This is a genomic window from Brevundimonas sp. (assembly GCF_016463485.1).
GTDB lineage: Bacteria > Pseudomonadota > Alphaproteobacteria > Caulobacterales > Caulobacteraceae > Brevundimonas.
This window is the reverse complement of the sequence record NZ_JAEMRD010000081.1, coordinates 1-15133: the sequence shown is the minus strand read 5'-3', so window position 1 is coordinate 15133 and position 15133 is coordinate 1. Positions and strand designations below refer to the sequence as shown.

The window sequence follows — 15133 nt, the reverse complement described above, 5'->3', positions numbered from 1 at the left end:
GCCTTACGCCCCTACAGCGGCCTCGGCACCGGCCCCTGCGGCCACCCCTCCGCGCCAGTCGGTTCAGTAAGTCCGGTTGGCAGGGCGGGCGAGGGGGGCTATGGAGCCGCTCCTCACGTTTCGCCCGCAAGGCCCAGCATGTCCGACACGCCCCCCGATCGTCTTTCGGTCAACCCGAACAGCCCCCACCACGACGCTGACCTGTTGGCGCGCGGCGTCGGCATCCGCTTCAAGGGCGAGGAAAAGACCAACGTCGAGGAATACTGCGTTTCCGAGGGCTGGGTCCGCCTCGCCGTGGGCAAGGCCGTCGACCGCAAGGGCAACCCCCTGACGGTCAAGCTGCAAGGCCCGGTCGAGCCCTATTTCCAGTCGGAAGGCCCCGGCGAGGGCTAAATCATTTGCCTTGAGGCCTCTGTTCGCCTATAGGCCCGCCCACTTCACACGCAGGCGTGGCGTGATCCGGGGAGACATCCCGGACGCTCCGTTCCGAGGGATCATCTGGTCCTTTCACCGTCTGCGGCGGAATAATCGGAAAAAGGACTGACCAAATGGCTCTGCCAGACTTCTCCATGCGTACCCTGCTCGAAGCAGGCGCCCACTTCGGCCACCAGACTCACCGCTGGAACCCGAAGATGGACCGCTACATCTTCGGCTCGCGCTCCAACATCCACATCATCGACCTGTCGCAGACGATGCCGCTGTTCCACCAGGCTCTGGTGGCCGTGCGCGAAGTCGCCGCCAAGGGCGGTCGCGTCCTGTTCGTCGGCACCAAGCGCCAGGCCGCCGAGCCGGTCGCCGAGGCCGCCAAGCGCTGCGCCCAGTACTATATGAACAACCGCTGGCTCGGCGGCACCCTGACCAACTGGCGCACCGTGTCGGGCTCGATCGCCCGCCTGCGCGAGCTGGAAGGCATCCTGGAGCGCGGCGGCGAAGGCCGGGTCAAGAAGGAACTGGTCAATCTGAACCGCGAGAAGGACAAGCTTGAACTGTCCCTCGGCGGCATCAAGGACATGGGCTCGATCCCCGACATCATGTTCGTGATCGACACCAACAAGGAAGCGATCGCGATCCTGGAAGCCCGCAAGCTGAATATCCCGGTCATCGCCATTCTGGACACCAACTCGGACCCGGACGGCATCACCTATCCGGTCCCTGGCAACGACGACGCTGCCCGCGCCATCCAGACCTATTGCGACCTGATTGCCGACGCCGTCCTGGACGGCCTGGCCGCCGGTGCCTCCAACTCGGGCATCGACCTGGGCGCTTCGGAAAACCCGGTCGAGCCGATGCTGGCCGAGGCTGCCGCCCCGGTCGCCGCTGACGTCGCCCCTGCCGGCACCGAAGCCGTCGCCGAGGAAATGCTGGCCGCTTCGGGCGAAGAGACGCCTGCTGAAGAGCCCGCCGTCGAGACTGAAGAGACCACGGCCTAAGCCTGATGCTTTCCCACCCATCCCGGCCGACGCCGGGGTGGGTGGGTCACAGGCTCACCGTCAAACTGACATAAGGCCGGGATAGTACCCCGGCCATTCCCGCATTGAAGACCTCAGGAGACCAGAAATGGCCGAGATCACCGCCGCCCTCGTCATGGAACTTCGCGCCAAGTCCGGCGTCGGCATGATGGATTGCAAAAAGGCCCTCCAGGAAACCGACGGCGACATCAGCGCCGCGATCGACTGGCTGCGCGCCAAGGGCCTGTCCAAGGCCGCCAAGAAGGCCGACCGCGTCGCCGCCGAGGGCCTGGTGGCCGTCGCCTCGAAAGAAGACGGCAAGGGTGAAGTCGGCGCCGCCATCGAGTTCAACTCGGAGACCGACTTCGTCGCCCGCAACGAGCTGTTCCAGAACGCCGCCAAGGCGTTCGCCCTCAAGGGTCTTGAGCACCACACCCTCGAGGCCCTGCACGGCGCAGAGCTGGAAGCCGGCAAGACCGTCCAGGACGAAGTGACCCAGCTGATCGCCACCGTCGGCGAGAACATGCAGCTGCGTCGCGCCGCACGTCTGTCGGTCTCGGAAGGCGTCGTCGCCTCCTACGTCCACAACGCCGTGGCCCCGAACCTGGGCCGCATCGGTGTTCTGGTCGCCCTGGAAGGCGAGGGTGACAAGACCGCCCTGCGCGAACTGGGCCGCAAGATCGCCATGCACGTCGCGGCGACCGCGCCCCTGTCGCTGAACACCGACGATCTGGACCCCGCCGCCATCGAGAAGGAACGTCAGGTCCTGACCGAGAAGGCCAAGGAAGAAGGCAAGCCGGAAAACATGATCGCCAAGATCGTGGAAGGTCAGATCAACAAGTTCCAGAAGGACGTCGTGCTGACCAAACAGCCCTTCGTCATGAACCCCGACGTGACCATCGAGCAGTTGGTCAAGGATTCGGCCAAGGAACTGGGCTCCTCCAACCTGCACCTGGCCGGCTTCGTCCGCCTGGCCCTGGGTGAAGGCGTCGAGAAGGTCGAAGGCCCCGACTTCGCCGCCGAAGTCGCCTCGATGATGGCGCCGCAAGCGTAACCACACTTAGTTCGTGACTATCGGGGCGCGTTCGGCTTTGAAGCCGGACGCGCCCTTTCTATGATCCGCTGCTGATTCCGCGTAACGAGAGCCCCATGACCGACACCGGCGCCACGCCCCGTTACAAACGCGTCCTGCTCAAGGTCTCGGGTGAGGTCCTGATGGGCGAGCAGGGCTATGGCATCGACATGAAGACCGTCGACGGCGTCGCCGCCGCTGTGAAGCGGGTCGTCGAATCGGGCACCGAGGTCTGTCTGGTGATTGGTGGCGGCAACATCTTCCGCGGCCTGTCCAAGGCGGCCGCCGACATGGAACGTGCCAGCGCCGACTATATGGGCATGCTGGCCACCGTCATGAACGCCCTGGCCATGCAGAACGCGCTGGAGAAGATCGGGGTCTACACCCGGGTCCAGAGCGCCATCCCCATGGCTGCGATCGCAGAGCCCTACATCCGCCGCCGCGCCGTCCGCCATCTGGAAAAGGGCCGCGTGGTCATCTTCGCCGCCGGCACCGGCAACCCCTATTTCACGACCGACACCGCCGCCGCCCTGCGCGCTGCCGAGATGAACTGCGACGCCCTGTTGAAGGGGACTTCGGTCGATGGGGTCTATTCGGCCGATCCCAAGAAGGACAAGTCGGCGACCCGCTACGACCATCTGACCTATCAGGACGTCCTGACCCAGAACCTGAAGGTCATGGACGCCGCCGCCATCGCCCTGATGCGCGAGTCGAAGATCCCGATCGTGGTCTTTTCGATCCGCGAGGAAGATTCGCTGCGCAAGGTTCTGAACGGGCAGGGCACCTTTACCGTTATCAGCGACCCGGCCTAGACCGACGAGAGACGACAGGAGAACGCCATGGCCAAACCCGATCTGAAGATCTACCGCGAGAAGATGGACAAGTCGGTCGCCTCCCTGAAGGAGGAATACTCCGGCCTGCGCACCGGCCGCGCCAACGCCGGCCTGCTGGATCCGGTCCAGGTCCAGGCCTATGGCTCCAACTCGCCGCTGAATGCCGTCGCCGCCATCAGCGTGCCCGAGCCGCGCATGATCTCGGTCAGCGTCTGGGACAAGACGATGGTGGGGCCCGTCGAGAAGGCGATTCGCGCCGCCGGCCTGGGCCTCAACCCCATCGTGGATGGGCAGACCCTGCGCATTCCGGTGCCGCCCCTGACCGAGGAACGTCGCAAGGATCTCGCCAAACTGGCCGGCAAATACGCCGAGCAGCAGAAGATTTCGGTCCGCAACGTCCGCCGCGACGCGAACGACGACCTGAAGAAGGCTGAAAAGGCGGGCGAAATCAGCCAAGACGAGCAGAAGAAGATGGAGGCCGAGGTCCAGAAGGACACCGACGCGGCCATCAAGCGCATAGACGAGACCTTGAGAACCAAGGAAGTTGAGATCATGCAGGTCTGAGTTGCGGACCCCGGCGAGACAGGATTGAAATGACGGCTCAAATCGCCGATCTGCCCGGATCGCCAGACGGTCCGCGGCACGTGGCTCTGATCATGGACGGCAACGGACGCTGGGCGCAGGCCCGTGGCCTGCCGCGCGCCGTCGGACATCGCGAGGGCGTGCAGGCGCTCAAGCGCACCGTCCAGGCCGCGCCGTCGCTCGGCATCCAGTGCCTGACCGTCTTCGGCTTCTCGACCGAGAACTGGCGCCGCCCGGCCGAGGAGGTTTCCGACCTGATGGGCCTCGTTCGCTCCTATGTGGCCAGCGACCTGAACCGGCTTGACCGCGAGGGCGTGCGGGTCCGCGTTCTCGGCCGTCGAACCGGCCTGCCGACCGACATCGCCAAGATCATCGAGCGGGCGGAGGCCCAGACGGCCCACAATACCCGGTTCATGCTCCAGGTCGCTTTCAACTACGGGGGCCGCGCCGACATCGTCGATGCCGCTCAACGCCACGTCGATCGCGTGCTGAAGGGCGAGGCGATCGGGCCGCTGGACGAGGACTCACTGGGCCTTGGCCTTTCCACGGCGGATGGCCCGCCCGTCGATCTGATCGTCCGGACGTCGGGCGAGCAACGACTGTCGAACTTCCTGCTCTGGGAAGCGGCCTATGCGGAGATGGTGTTCCAGGACGTGCTGTGGCCCGACTACGGCCTGGCCGGTCTGACCGACGCCGTCGAACAGTACCGCAATCGCGACCGTCGTTTCGGTGGACTTGCGACGGTCCAGCCTGCGCTCGCGACCGGCTGATGGCGCTCAAGGTCGGCGACATCGGCCTGAGAGCCGCGTCGGCCTTCGTGCTGGCTCCCGCTGCGGTCCTGGCGACCTGGGCGGGCGGTCTCTGGTTTCTGGCACTGATCCTGCTGGCCTGCGGCCTTCTGGCGGTCGAGTGGGGCCGGATGAGCACCCCGGGCGCTTGGCGGGGCTCGGCGATCGCCGTGGGGCTGGCTCTGTTCGTCGCCGTCGGGGCGACCCACGTCGGTCAGTTGTCCTTCGCGCTCGTCATGCTGGTTTTCGGTGCCGCTGCGGCCGGGCTGTTCATGCGGATGCGAGGCCAACTGGCGCTCAATGCCGCCTATGGCGTGCTTTACCTTGGATGGCCGGTCATCCTGTTGATCTGGCTGCGGGACGGCCATGACAAGGTCGGGCTGCACTGGACCGTGCTGGTGTTCGCCGTGACCTGGTCTGCCGACATCGTGGCCTATCTGGCCGGCAGCCTGTTCGGTGGTCCCAAGCTTTGGCCGCGTCTGTCGCCCAAGAAGACATGGTCCGGCTTCATCGGCGGCCTAGCGGCCGGGATGCTGGCCGGCGGCGGCATCGCTCTCTGGCTTGAGATGGGGCGGCTCAACGTCTTCTGGGGCATGGTCCTGGGCCTCGCCGCTGCCCTGGCCACCATGGCCGGAGACCTGTGGGAGTCGGCGCTGAAGCGCCGCTTCGGGGTCAAGGACGCCGGCACCATCATTCCCGGCCACGGCGGACTGCTGGACCGGGTCGACGGGCTGATGTTCGCCGTCGTCGTCGTCGCCGCCGGTCGCTGGCTGGTCATCCTGGTCGAGCGAGGCGTGCTGTGATCCGGCGTCGCGTCAGTGTCCTGGGTTCGACGGGCTCGGTCGGCTGTTCGACGCTGGACCTGATGGACCAGGCCGAGACCGCCGGAACCGGCGCTTTCGAGGTCGAGGTCCTGACCGGCGGCGGCAATGTCGCCCGCCTCGCTGAACAGGCGCGCCGATGGCAGCCCCGCCTCGTGGTCATCGCCGATCCCGCCCGCCTGTCGGACCTGCGTGACGCTCTCGCCGGAACCGATATCGAGACCGCTGCCGGTGACGCCGCGATCGTCGAGGCCGCGACCCGACCAACGGACTGGGTCATGGCCGCCATCGTCGGTGCCGCCGGCCTGCGCTCGACCTGGGCGGCGGCGGCGACGGGCGCGACTTTGGCCCTGGCCAACAAGGAAAGCCTCGTCTGCTGCGGCCCCCGCCTGATCGAGCGAGTCCGGTCCAGCGGCGGCCGGCTGATCCCCGTCGATTCCGAACACTCCGCCATCTTCCAGGTTTTCCCGGCCCAGGCTCCCGAACAGGTCGCCCGCCTGATCCTGACCGCTTCCGGCGGCCCGTTCCGCCAGACGTCGCTCGCCGACATGGCCCGGATGACCCCGGAACAGGCCGTCGCCCATCCCAACTGGTCGATGGGTGCCAAGATTTCGATCGACAGCGCCACCATGGCCAACAAGGGTCTGGAGACGATCGAGGCGGCCTATCTGTTCGACATGCCCGCCGACCGGATCGACGTCGTGGTGCATCCGGAATCGATCATCCATTCCATGGTCGAGTACGTCGACGGCTCGACCCTGGCCCAGATGGGGCCACCGGACATGAAGACGCCAATCGCCTGCGCCCTCGCATACCCTGACCGCCTGGCCTGGCCGGCACCACGCCTGGACCTCGCCGCGCTTGGCCGTTTGACGTTCGAGGCCCCCGACGAGACCCGCTTCCCGGCCCTGAAGCTGGCCCGCGAGGCGCTATCGGCCGGTGGCACGGCACCGACGGTGTTCAACGCCGCCAACGAGGTCGCGGCGTACGCCTTCCTCGACAGAAAGCTTGGCTTTCTCAATATTGCCGCAGTCGTCGCCGAAACGCTTGAGCGCACGACGTGCGAGGGGATGACATCGGCTTCCGACGACGCCTGCGACGCGGCCCTGGCCGTGGACGCCGAGGCCCGCCGGATCGCCCGCGCCATCATCGAGCGCCGCGCGATGGCCGCCTGAGGCCGGACGGAGGTCTGAAACGCCAATGCTGAACGTCCTGGGTCAGATCCTGATCTACATCGTGCCGTTCCTGCTCGTGCTGACGTTCATCGTCACCATCCACGAACTGGGCCACTACGGCGTCGCCCGCCTGTTCAAGGTCAAGATGGACCGGTTCGCCATCGGCTTCGGCCGTGCCCTGTTCAGCCGCACGGACAAGCGCGGCGTCGAATGGCGCATCGGCTGGATCCCCGCCGGCGGCTATGTGAAATTCTCGGGCGACCTGGACGCCTCCAGCGTGCCGGATGCCGCAGGTCTCGCCGAGCTTCGCCAGCGTGTGATCGCAGAAGAGGGGCCCGCCGCTGTCCGCGACTATTTCCATTTCAAGCCGGTCTGGCAGCGCGCCCTGATCACCGCTGGCGGCCCGGCCGCCAACTTCATCCTGGCCATCGTCATCTTCACCGTTCTGTTCGCGACCTTCGGCGACCAGATCAGTCCGCCGCGCGTCGTCAACATCGTGCCTGGCTCGGCTGCCGCCAGCGCGGGCTTCCGGCCCGGCGACTTGATCCTGGAGGCCAACGGCGATCCGGTGCGGAGGGGCGAGGACGTGATCCGCGTCGTGACCCTGAACTCCGCCACGCCCGTCCGCTTTGTCGTCGAGCGGGGAGGCCAGCGCGTGCCCCTGATCGCCACCCCGGTCCGCACCCTGACCGAGGACGCCGTGGCGGGCCAGATCAAGGTGGGCCGCATCGGCCTTGAGATGGGCTATCGCCGCGACGAAATCCGCGCCATCCGCTACAACCCGATCGAGGCCGTGGGTGCCGCCGTGCGCCAGACGGGCGATGTGCTGGGCACCACCTTCACCTATATCGGCCGCATCTTCAGCGGGCGCGAGTCGGGTGACCTGCTCAATGGCCCCCTCGGCATCGCCAAGGCTGCGGGCGGCATCAGCCAGCAGGCCACGGCCGGAGAGGCCCCGGCCGGACTAAAGGCCGCCAACCTCGCCCTGACGCTTATCCAGTTCGCCGCCATACTTTCGATCGGAATCGGCTTCATCAACCTGATGCCCATCCCCGTCCTGGACGGAGGTCACCTGGTTTTCTACGCCTACGAAGCTGTGGCGAAGAAACCCGTGGCGGCCAAGGTTCAGGAGGCGGGGTACCGGGTCGGTCTTGCTTTGCTGGCGGGTTTGATGTTGTTCGCCACCTGGAACGACTTGCAGAAGCTGAACCTGTTCAAATTCCTCGGCGGGCTCGTCAGTTGAGCCTACGCCAGCCCCCGATGGTTTCCCGAATGACGATGACCGATACGCGCGCTTTCGCAACCCTGGCCGCCCGTTCGCGGGCCCCGCTTTGCAGCGTGACCGCGCTCGTCGTCGCGGCGGGTCTGGCCTCGACAGCCCAGGCGCAGACCGCGCCGCCGGCCCCGGCCATCACGACCCAGCCGCTGGCCGCCGCCCCCCAGGCTGCGCCCGCGCCGCGCCCGGCCGAGACCGGCGTTGTCAACCGCATCCTGGTCAACGGCAACCAGCGGATCGACCAGACCACGGTCCTGTCCTATCTGCCGATCCAGCCGGGCGACACGGTCGATCCCGTCGTACTGGACGTCGCCCTGCGGACCCTTCAGCGCACCCAGCTGTTCGCCGACATCCAGCTGGGCCTGCAGCCGAACGGAGACCTCGTCGTCTCGATCGTCGAAAATCCGATCATCAACCAGATCGTGTTCGAGGGTAACAGCGCCCTCAGCGAGAAGAAGCTGACGGAAGAGGTCACCCTGTCGCCGCGCGGCATCTACACCCGCGCCAAGGTTCAGGAGGACGTCGGCAAGATCATCGAGCTGTACCGCCTGTCGGGCCGGATCTCGGCGACCGTCTCGCCCAAGCTGGTGCAGCTGGAGCAGAACCGCGTCGACGTCATCTTCGAGATCGACGAGGGCCCCGAGACGGGCCTGCAAGCCATCACCTTCATGGGCAACACCGCCTATTCGGATTCCGAACTGCGCGAGGTCATGGTCTCCAAGGAGTCGGCCTGGTACCGGCTGTTCAGCTCCAACGACAACTACGACCCCAACCGGCTGGACTACGACCGCGAGCAGTTGCGGAAATTCTACACCAACCGGGGCTACTACGACTTCCGCGTCGTGTCGGGTGTCGCCGAGCTGGTGCCCGACGACTCGGCCTTCGGCATCACCCTGACGGTGGACGAGGGCGACAAGTACAATTTCGGCGAGATCAGCGTCGTCACCGAGAACGACCGCCTGAACGCCGACTTCCTCAAGCTGCTGATCCCGATCAAGACCGGCGACCTGTACGAGAGCGACAAGATCGAAAGCTCGGTCGACGCCCTGACCTTCGCGGCGGGTTCGGCGGGCTATGCCTTCGTGGACATCCGTCCGAGCTACCGGGCCAACCCCGAGACCAATCTGGTCGACGTGACCTTCAACATCTCCGAGGGCCAGCGCGTCTACATCGACCGCATCAATGTCGTCGGCAACAACCGCACCCTGGACTATGTCGTCCGCCGCGAGCTGATGCTGACCGAAGGCGACGCCTTCAACCGCACCCTGGTCGAGCGGTCGCGCAACAACCTGCGAGCCCTGGGCTTCTTCAAGGACGTCGAGATCAAGGAAGAGCGCGGCTCGGCTCCCGATCGCTCGGTCGTCAACGTCACCGTGACCGAACAGCCGACCGGTGAACTGTCCGTCGGCGCCGGCTTCTCGTCGGCCGAGAGCTATACGATCAATCTGGGCATCACCGAGCGCAACTTCCGTGGCCGGGGCCAGAACGTCGTGGCCCGCGCCGAATGGGGCTCGCTGCGCCAGCAGATCGACTTCCGCTTCACCGAGCCCAAATTCCTCGGCCGCGACGTGGGGGCGGGCTTCGACCTGTTCCATTCCCGCTACGACTTCCAGGAAGAGTCCTCGTTCGACTATCGCTCGACCGGTGCCGGCCTGCGCCTGTCCTTCCCGATCAACGGCTACACCCGGCTGTCGACCCGCTACTTCATCAAGGACGACGAGATCATCGTGCCGACCGGCTATTGCAACACCGGCGGCTCCGGCTCGCGCGCCCTGTGCGAACAGGTCGGCGCCTCGCTGAACTCCTCGGTCGGCTATACGATCGGCATCGATCGCCGCAACGACCCGATCCGCCCGACCCGCGGCTGGAGCGGTACCCTGCGTCAGGATCTGGCCGGGGTCGGCGGCGACGTGAACTACGTCAAGACCGAGATCGAGGGCACCTACTACTACGGCATCACCCCCAGCTGGATAGTCTCCGTGGCGGGGTCGGCCGGTTATGTCGGGGGCTGGGCCGGCGACGCGGTCCGGATCAACGACCGCTTCTTCCGCGGCGGCAATACCTTCCGCGGCTTCGAAACGGCCGGCATGGGTCCGCGCGACCTGACCACCCAGGACGCGCTCGGCGGGAATTTCTACGCTGTGGGCACGGTCGAGCTGACGGTGCCGAACTTCCTGCCCGACACCTACGGCATCCGCACCTCGTTGTTCGCCGATGTCGGAACCCTGGGCGTGCTCGACGACCGCTACACCATCACCTCGACCGGCGTGCTGGACCCCAACATCGTCGATGACCTGTCGCTGCGTGCCGCTGCCGGTGTCAGCATCCACTGGAAGTCGCCCATGGGACCGATCCGCTTCGACCTGTCCAAGGTTCTCAAGAGCGAGGACTACGACCGCACGGAAACCTTCCGCTTCTCGACCTCCACCCAGTTCAACTAAACCGTCGGTCAAAACGACCGCACAAAGGCCTGTCATGAAACTTCTTGCCATCGGCGCTGTTGCGCTGGCTTCGTTCGTCGCCACCGCTGCTTCGGCCCAGACCGCCGGTCCGGCCAACGTCGGCCCCGCCATCCCGGGCGTCTGCGTCTATTTCAACCAGCAGCTTCTGGCGCAGTCGACCGTCGGTCAGTCCGTCCAGGCCCGCATGCAGCAGCTGGCCGGCGAGGTCGAAGGCGAGCTGACGCCCTACGCCACGACCATCCAGACCGAGGCCCAGGCGCTCCAGTCCGGTGCCGCCGCCATTCCCGCCGACCAGCTGCAGGCCCGCCGCCAGCAACTGCAACAGCGCATCCAGGAAGCCCAGCAGCTGGAAGAAACCCGCCGCAACGAGCTCCAGTACACCCTCAGCGAACAGCGCCGCCTGATCTCGGCCGGCGTCGAGCCGATCCTGGTCGCCGTCTATCAGGAAAAGGGCTGCGGCATTCTGATCGACCGCGAGAGCGTGTTCATCATGAACCCGGCCATGGACGTGACCGGTGACGTGATCGCGCGCCTGAACACCGCCCTGCCGTCGCTGAGCTTCAACCGCCTGCCGGTGCCGGTCCAGCCGGCTCAGTAAGCGGGCCACGCCATGCCCGATCCGCGCTTCTTCGAGACCGGCCCGTCCCTGACGGTCGCCGAACTCGCCGGCCGGATCGGCGCGGAGGTCATCCGGGGGGGCGACGTCGAGATCTCGGCCGTCGCCCCCCTGGCCTCCGCTGACGGAAGGGCGTTGGCCTTCATGGCCGACCGTCGTTTCAGCGAGGCGCTCGCCGTAACCCGGGCCGGGTGCGTCGTCGTGCCCCCCGCCATGGTCGAGGCGGCACCGACCGCAGCCGCCGTCCTGTCGTCGCGTGAAGCCCAGGCCTCGTGGGCCCGCGCTTCCGCCCTGTTTCACCAGCCACGCCTGATTGAGGGCGTCTCTAGGCCCGCCGAGGCCTGCGAAGACGCTTCGGTCGTGCTCGAGCCCGGTGTCGTCCTCGGCACCGGCGTCCGCATCGGCAGCGGCACCCGCGTCGGGGCCAATACGGTGATCGGCGCTGGCGTCCAGATCGGCCGCGGCTGCGTCATCGGGGCCAACGCCTCGATCGCCTTCGCCCTGATCGGTGACCGGGTGAAGCTCTATGCCGGTGCCCGCATCGGCGAAGCCGGCTTCGGCGCCGCCGGATCCAGCACCGGCCCCGTCGACATTCCCCAGCTCGGCCGCGTGATCCTCCAGGACGGCGTCACCATCGGGGCCAATACCTGCATCGACCGCGGAGCCTATGACGACACGGTCATTGGCGAGAATTCCAAGATCGATAACCTGTGCATGGTCGGTCACAATTGCGTGCTGGGCCGCAATGTCCTGATCGCGGCTCAGACGGGCCTGTCGGGCTCCGTGACCGTCGGTGACAACGTCCTGTTCGGCGGTCAGGCGGGTGTCGGCGACCACATCAGCATCGGTGACGGTGCCCGCGTCGCAGCCGGGGGCGGGGTTCTGGCCAACGTCCCGGCCGGCGAGACCTGGTCCGGATATCCGGCCCGGCCCCTGCGTCAGTTCTTGCGCGAGACGATCTGGCTGTCCAAACAGGCCGGGAGCAAGAAGCGACCAAGGGAATCAGAGGGATGAGCGACGTCACCGCCATCAATGACCGCATCGACTACGCCGAGGTCATGCGCCGCCTGCCGCACCGCTATCCCTTCCTGCTGATCGACAAGGCCGAGGACTTCGTGTCCGCCACCTCGATCACCGGCATCAAGAACGTCACCCACAACGAGCCCTTCTTTCAGGGTCATTTCCCGATCGACCCGGTCATGCCCGGCGTCCTGATCGTCGAGGCCATGGCCCAGACGGGCGCCCTGCTGATGTCCAAGACCATGGACGTCGCCGTCGCCGACAAGGTGATCATGTTCATGTCGATCGACGGCGTCCGGTTCCGCAAACCCGTCCGGCCCGGCGATCAGCTGCGCATGAAGGTCATCGTCACCCGTGCCCGCGGCGACGCCTACAAGTTCCGGGGCGAGACCTTCGTCGACGACAAGCTGGCGGCCGAGGCGGAGTTCATGGCGATGGTGGTCAAGGTCGACCAGCCCGCGACATGACTACGATCCACCCCACAGCCCTGGTCCACCCGTCCGCCGAACTGGCCGACGGCGTCCAGATCGGGCCCTGGTGTACCGTCGGCCCCGGTGTCGTCCTGGCTGAAGATGTCGCCCTGGTCAGCCATGTGGTGCTGCAACAGGATACGACGGTCGGTGCCCGCACCACCATCCACCCTTTCGCCGTCATCGGCGGCGACCCCCAGCACAACGGCTACAAGGGCGAGCCGGTGCGTCTGGAGATCGGCGCGGACAACAGCATTCGCGAGCACTGCACCTTCAATCGCGGCACCCCGCAGGGCTCGGGCGTGACCCGCGTCGGCTCCCACGGCCTGTTCATGACCGGTGCCCACGTCGGCCACGACGCCGTGGTCGGCGACACTGTCGTCATGGCCAACAACGCCACTCTGGGTGGCCATGCCCGGATCGGCGACAAGGTCTTCCTGGGTGGCCTGTGCGCCGTGCATCAGAACGGCCGGGTGGGGCAGGGGGCGATCGTCGGCGGTCTGGCGGCCGTGACCCGCGACGTCATCCCCTACGGCTCGGCCTGGGGCAACCACGCCCGCCTGCACGGGCTCAACCTGGTCGGGTTGAAGCGCAAGGGCTATGGCAAGGACGCGGTGCGCCGCCTGCTGGCCGCCTTCCGCGACCTGTTCGAGGGGGACGGCGTCTTCGCCGACCGCCTGACCGGCGTCGAACAGACCTATGCCGACCTGCCCGAGATCATGGAGATTGTTGCCTTCATCCGCGACGGCGGCAAACGCCCACTCTGCCTTCCGGGCGACTGACGCCGTGACCGCAACCCGGCTCGGCCTGATCGCCGGCGGCGGCGCGCTCCCCCTGGCTATCGCCGCCCGATGCGAGGCCGAGGGCCGGTCGCTGTTCGTCATCCGCCTGACTGGTTTCGCAGACCCCCATCTGGTCCGTTATCCTGGCGCGGACATCGGTATGGCCGAACTGGGAAAGGCGCTGGCGGCGTTGAAGTCCGCCGGCTGCGGCGCGGTCTGTTTCGCGGGCACGGTCAACCGCCCCGACTTCAAGGCTCTGAAGCCCGATTTCAAGGGCGCGACCCTTCTGCCCGGCATTATCGCGGCCGCGACCCAGGGCGACGACGCCCTGTTGCGCAAGATCCTCTCGGTGTTCGAGAACGAGGGTTACGCCGTCGAGGGCGCCGACGACATCCTGGGCGGCGAGACCTTGCCTCAGGGCGCGCTCGGCACCGTCACGCCAACGCCGGAGCAGCTGTCGGACCTCAGGAAAGCCCTGTATGTCGCCGAAAAAGCAGGGGAACTCGACATCGGCCAGGGCACCGTCGTCTGCGACGGACTGGTCCTCGCCGTAGAGGCCCAGGAGGGCACCGACGCCATGCTGCGCCGCGTCGCGGACTTGCCCGCTGACCTGCGCGGTTCATCGACCGCTCCGAAAGGCGCCCTCGGCAAGGCCCCCAAGCCGATCCAGGACCTCCGCGTCGACATGCCCGTCATCGGCACCCGCACCCTGGAACTCGCCTCGGCCGCTGGGCTGGCGGGCGTCGGCGGTGTGGCTGGCCGGCTGATCCTGATCGACCGCGCGGCCCTGATTGAAACCGCCGATCGTCTGGGTCTGTTCGTCTGGGGTGAGCCCGGGCCTGCGATCGCAGGATCGCCCCCATGAAAATCATGCTCGTCGCCGCCGAGGCTTCCGGAGATGCGCTCGGAGCCGGCCTCGCCAAGTCATTGAAAATACGATCCTTCGACACCGTCTTCGTCGGCGTCGGCGGGCCAAAGATGGCGGCCGAGGGCATCGACAGCCCGTTCGACATCGCCCAGCTTTCCATCCTCGGCTGGATCGAGGGCCTGCGCGCGCTGGACCGGGTCAAGGCCCGCGTCGCCGACACTGTGGCCCTTGCGGTGCGGGAACGCCCCGATGCCGTGGTCCTGATCGACAGCTGGGGTTTCACCATCCGCGTCGCCAAGGCACTGCGTAAGGCCCTGCCGGGCGTGCCCCTGATCAAGTACGTCGGCCCCCAGGTCTGGGCCTCGCGTCCCGGCCGGGCGAAGACGCTGGCCGCCACGGTCGATCACCTGCTGGCTCTCTACAGTTTCGACGCGCCCTGGTTCGAGGCGGAAGGGTTGCCCACCACGGTCGTCGGCTCGCCCGCCCTGCACATCGACATGACCCAGGCGGACGGCACCCGCTTTCGCCAGGCGCGCCACATCGCCCCCGACGCGCCCCTGCTGCTGGTCCTGCCCGGCAGCCGCCCGTCGGAGATCGGCCACATGACCCCGGTCTATGAGGCCGCCGTCGCCCGGCTGAAGGCCGAGTATCCGTCGCTCCAGGTCGCCGTCGTCGTCGCCGGCACGGTGGCCGAGGACGTCACCGCCCGCGTCGCCACCTGGCCCTTCCGCGTCCATCTTGTGCAGGAGGCGGACAAGTACGACGCCATGCGCGCCGCGACCGTCGCCCTGGCCACCAGCGGCACAGTCTCGACCGAACTGGCCCTGGCCGGCGTCCCCATGGTCGTCGCCTACCGCTTCGGCGCGCTCAGCTATGCGATCATGAAGCCCTTCTTCACCGGCAAGTTCGCGACCCTGTTC

The 15133-nt window shown here is 67.0% G+C and carries 16 protein-coding genes; all 16 read left to right on the top strand.

What is annotated here, in order from left to right:
* Positions 1-138 precede the first annotated feature (138 nt).
* Positions 139-393, top strand: a complete 255-nt coding sequence (locus tag JHC99_RS11985; RefSeq protein ID WP_271144396.1) for a DUF3297 family protein — start codon at positions 139-141, stop codon at positions 391-393.
* Positions 394-548: 155 nt separating this feature from the next.
* Positions 549-1430, top strand: coding sequence for a 30S ribosomal protein S2 (rpsB, locus tag JHC99_RS11980; protein ID WP_292154511.1), 882 nt, complete (start codon positions 549-551; stop codon positions 1428-1430).
* Between the two features lie 127 nt (positions 1431-1557).
* On the top strand, positions 1558-2502 hold the full coding sequence (gene tsf / locus JHC99_RS11975; protein WP_292154509.1) for a translation elongation factor Ts: 945 nt from the start codon (positions 1558-1560) through the stop codon (positions 2500-2502).
* Positions 2503-2597: 95 nt separating this feature from the next.
* Positions 2598-3332, top strand: coding sequence for a UMP kinase (gene pyrH / locus JHC99_RS11970; RefSeq protein ID WP_292154507.1), 735 nt, complete (start codon positions 2598-2600; stop codon positions 3330-3332).
* A 27-nt stretch (positions 3333-3359) separates the two neighbouring features.
* On the top strand, positions 3360-3917 hold the full coding sequence (frr, locus tag JHC99_RS11965) for a ribosome recycling factor (protein WP_292154506.1): 558 nt from the start codon (positions 3360-3362) through the stop codon (positions 3915-3917).
* A gap of 29 nt (positions 3918-3946) precedes the next feature.
* Positions 3947-4705, top strand: coding sequence for a polyprenyl diphosphate synthase (uppS, locus tag JHC99_RS11960; protein WP_292154504.1), 759 nt, complete (start codon positions 3947-3949; stop codon positions 4703-4705).
* Positions 4705-5526: a phosphatidate cytidylyltransferase gene (locus JHC99_RS11955; protein WP_292154503.1), complete on the top strand. Its 822-nt coding sequence runs from the start codon at positions 4705-4707 to the stop codon at positions 5524-5526. The genes uppS and JHC99_RS11955 overlap by 1 nt, the downstream gene beginning before the upstream one ends.
* Positions 5523-6719, top strand: coding sequence for a 1-deoxy-D-xylulose-5-phosphate reductoisomerase (gene dxr / locus JHC99_RS11950; protein WP_292154502.1), 1197 nt, complete (start codon positions 5523-5525; stop codon positions 6717-6719). Before JHC99_RS11955 ends, dxr begins: the two co-directional genes overlap by 4 nt.
* Before the next feature lie 25 nt (positions 6720-6744).
* A complete protein-coding gene (locus tag JHC99_RS11945) occupies positions 6745-7962 on the top strand; it encodes an RIP metalloprotease (protein ID WP_292154500.1) in 1218 nt (405 codons plus the stop codon).
* A gap of 35 nt (positions 7963-7997) precedes the next feature.
* On the top strand, positions 7998-10436 hold the full coding sequence (bamA, locus tag JHC99_RS11940) for an outer membrane protein assembly factor BamA (RefSeq protein WP_292154498.1): 2439 nt from the start codon (positions 7998-8000) through the stop codon (positions 10434-10436).
* Positions 10437-10470: 34 nt separating this feature from the next.
* Positions 10471-11055, top strand: a complete 585-nt coding sequence (locus JHC99_RS11935) for an OmpH family outer membrane protein (protein WP_292154496.1) — start codon at positions 10471-10473, stop codon at positions 11053-11055.
* A gap of 12 nt (positions 11056-11067) precedes the next feature.
* Complete coding sequence (lpxD, locus tag JHC99_RS11930) at positions 11068-12087, top strand: UDP-3-O-(3-hydroxymyristoyl)glucosamine N-acyltransferase (RefSeq protein WP_292154494.1); 1020 nt, start codon at positions 11068-11070, stop codon at positions 12085-12087.
* Positions 12084-12560, top strand: a complete 477-nt coding sequence (fabZ, locus tag JHC99_RS11925) for a 3-hydroxyacyl-ACP dehydratase FabZ (protein ID WP_292154492.1) — start codon at positions 12084-12086, stop codon at positions 12558-12560. Before lpxD ends, fabZ begins: the two co-directional genes overlap by 4 nt.
* Entirely contained in the window at positions 12557-13345 is a 789-nt protein-coding gene (lpxA, locus tag JHC99_RS11920) for an acyl-ACP--UDP-N-acetylglucosamine O-acyltransferase (protein WP_292154491.1), read from the top strand. The genes fabZ and lpxA overlap by 4 nt, the downstream gene beginning before the upstream one ends.
* 4 nt (positions 13346-13349) lie before the next feature.
* Positions 13350-14210: a UDP-2,3-diacylglucosamine diphosphatase LpxI gene (gene lpxI / locus JHC99_RS11915; protein ID WP_292154489.1), complete on the top strand. Its 861-nt coding sequence runs from the start codon at positions 13350-13352 to the stop codon at positions 14208-14210.
* Positions 14207-15133: lipid-A-disaccharide synthase (gene lpxB, locus JHC99_RS11910; RefSeq protein WP_292154487.1), on the top strand; the 927-nt coding region annotated here is incomplete at its 3' end. The genes lpxI and lpxB, both read left to right, overlap by 4 nt.

Excerpts from the sequence above, each read along its gene's own strand:
- uppS (WP_292154504.1), top strand. The coding sequence starts at position 3,947 with ATGACGGCTCAAATCGCCGATCTGCCCGGATCGCCAGACGGTCCGCGG.
- JHC99_RS11955 (WP_292154503.1), top strand. The coding sequence starts at position 4,705 with ATGGCGCTCAAGGTCGGCGACATCGGCCTGAGAGCCGCGTCGGCCTTC.
- JHC99_RS11935 (WP_292154496.1), top strand. The coding sequence starts at position 10,471 with ATGAAACTTCTTGCCATCGGCGCTGTTGCGCTGGCTTCGTTCGTCGCC.
- bamA (WP_292154498.1), top strand. The coding sequence starts at position 7,998 with ATGACCGATACGCGCGCTTTCGCAACCCTGGCCGCCCGTTCGCGGGCC.
- fabZ (WP_292154492.1), top strand. The coding sequence starts at position 12,084 with ATGAGCGACGTCACCGCCATCAATGACCGCATCGACTACGCCGAGGTC.
- frr (WP_292154506.1), top strand. The coding sequence starts at position 3,360 with ATGGCCAAACCCGATCTGAAGATCTACCGCGAGAAGATGGACAAGTCG.
- lpxA (WP_292154491.1), top strand. The coding sequence starts at position 12,557 with ATGACTACGATCCACCCCACAGCCCTGGTCCACCCGTCCGCCGAACTG.
- JHC99_RS11945 (WP_292154500.1), top strand. The coding sequence starts at position 6,745 with ATGCTGAACGTCCTGGGTCAGATCCTGATCTACATCGTGCCGTTCCTG.
- rpsB (WP_292154511.1), top strand. The coding sequence starts at position 549 with ATGGCTCTGCCAGACTTCTCCATGCGTACCCTGCTCGAAGCAGGCGCC.
- tsf (WP_292154509.1), top strand. The coding sequence starts at position 1,558 with ATGGCCGAGATCACCGCCGCCCTCGTCATGGAACTTCGCGCCAAGTCC.
- pyrH (WP_292154507.1), top strand. The coding sequence starts at position 2,598 with ATGACCGACACCGGCGCCACGCCCCGTTACAAACGCGTCCTGCTCAAG.
- JHC99_RS11985 (WP_271144396.1), top strand. The coding sequence starts at position 139 with ATGTCCGACACGCCCCCCGATCGTCTTTCGGTCAACCCGAACAGCCCC.
- lpxD (WP_292154494.1), top strand. The coding sequence starts at position 11,068 with ATGCCCGATCCGCGCTTCTTCGAGACCGGCCCGTCCCTGACGGTCGCC.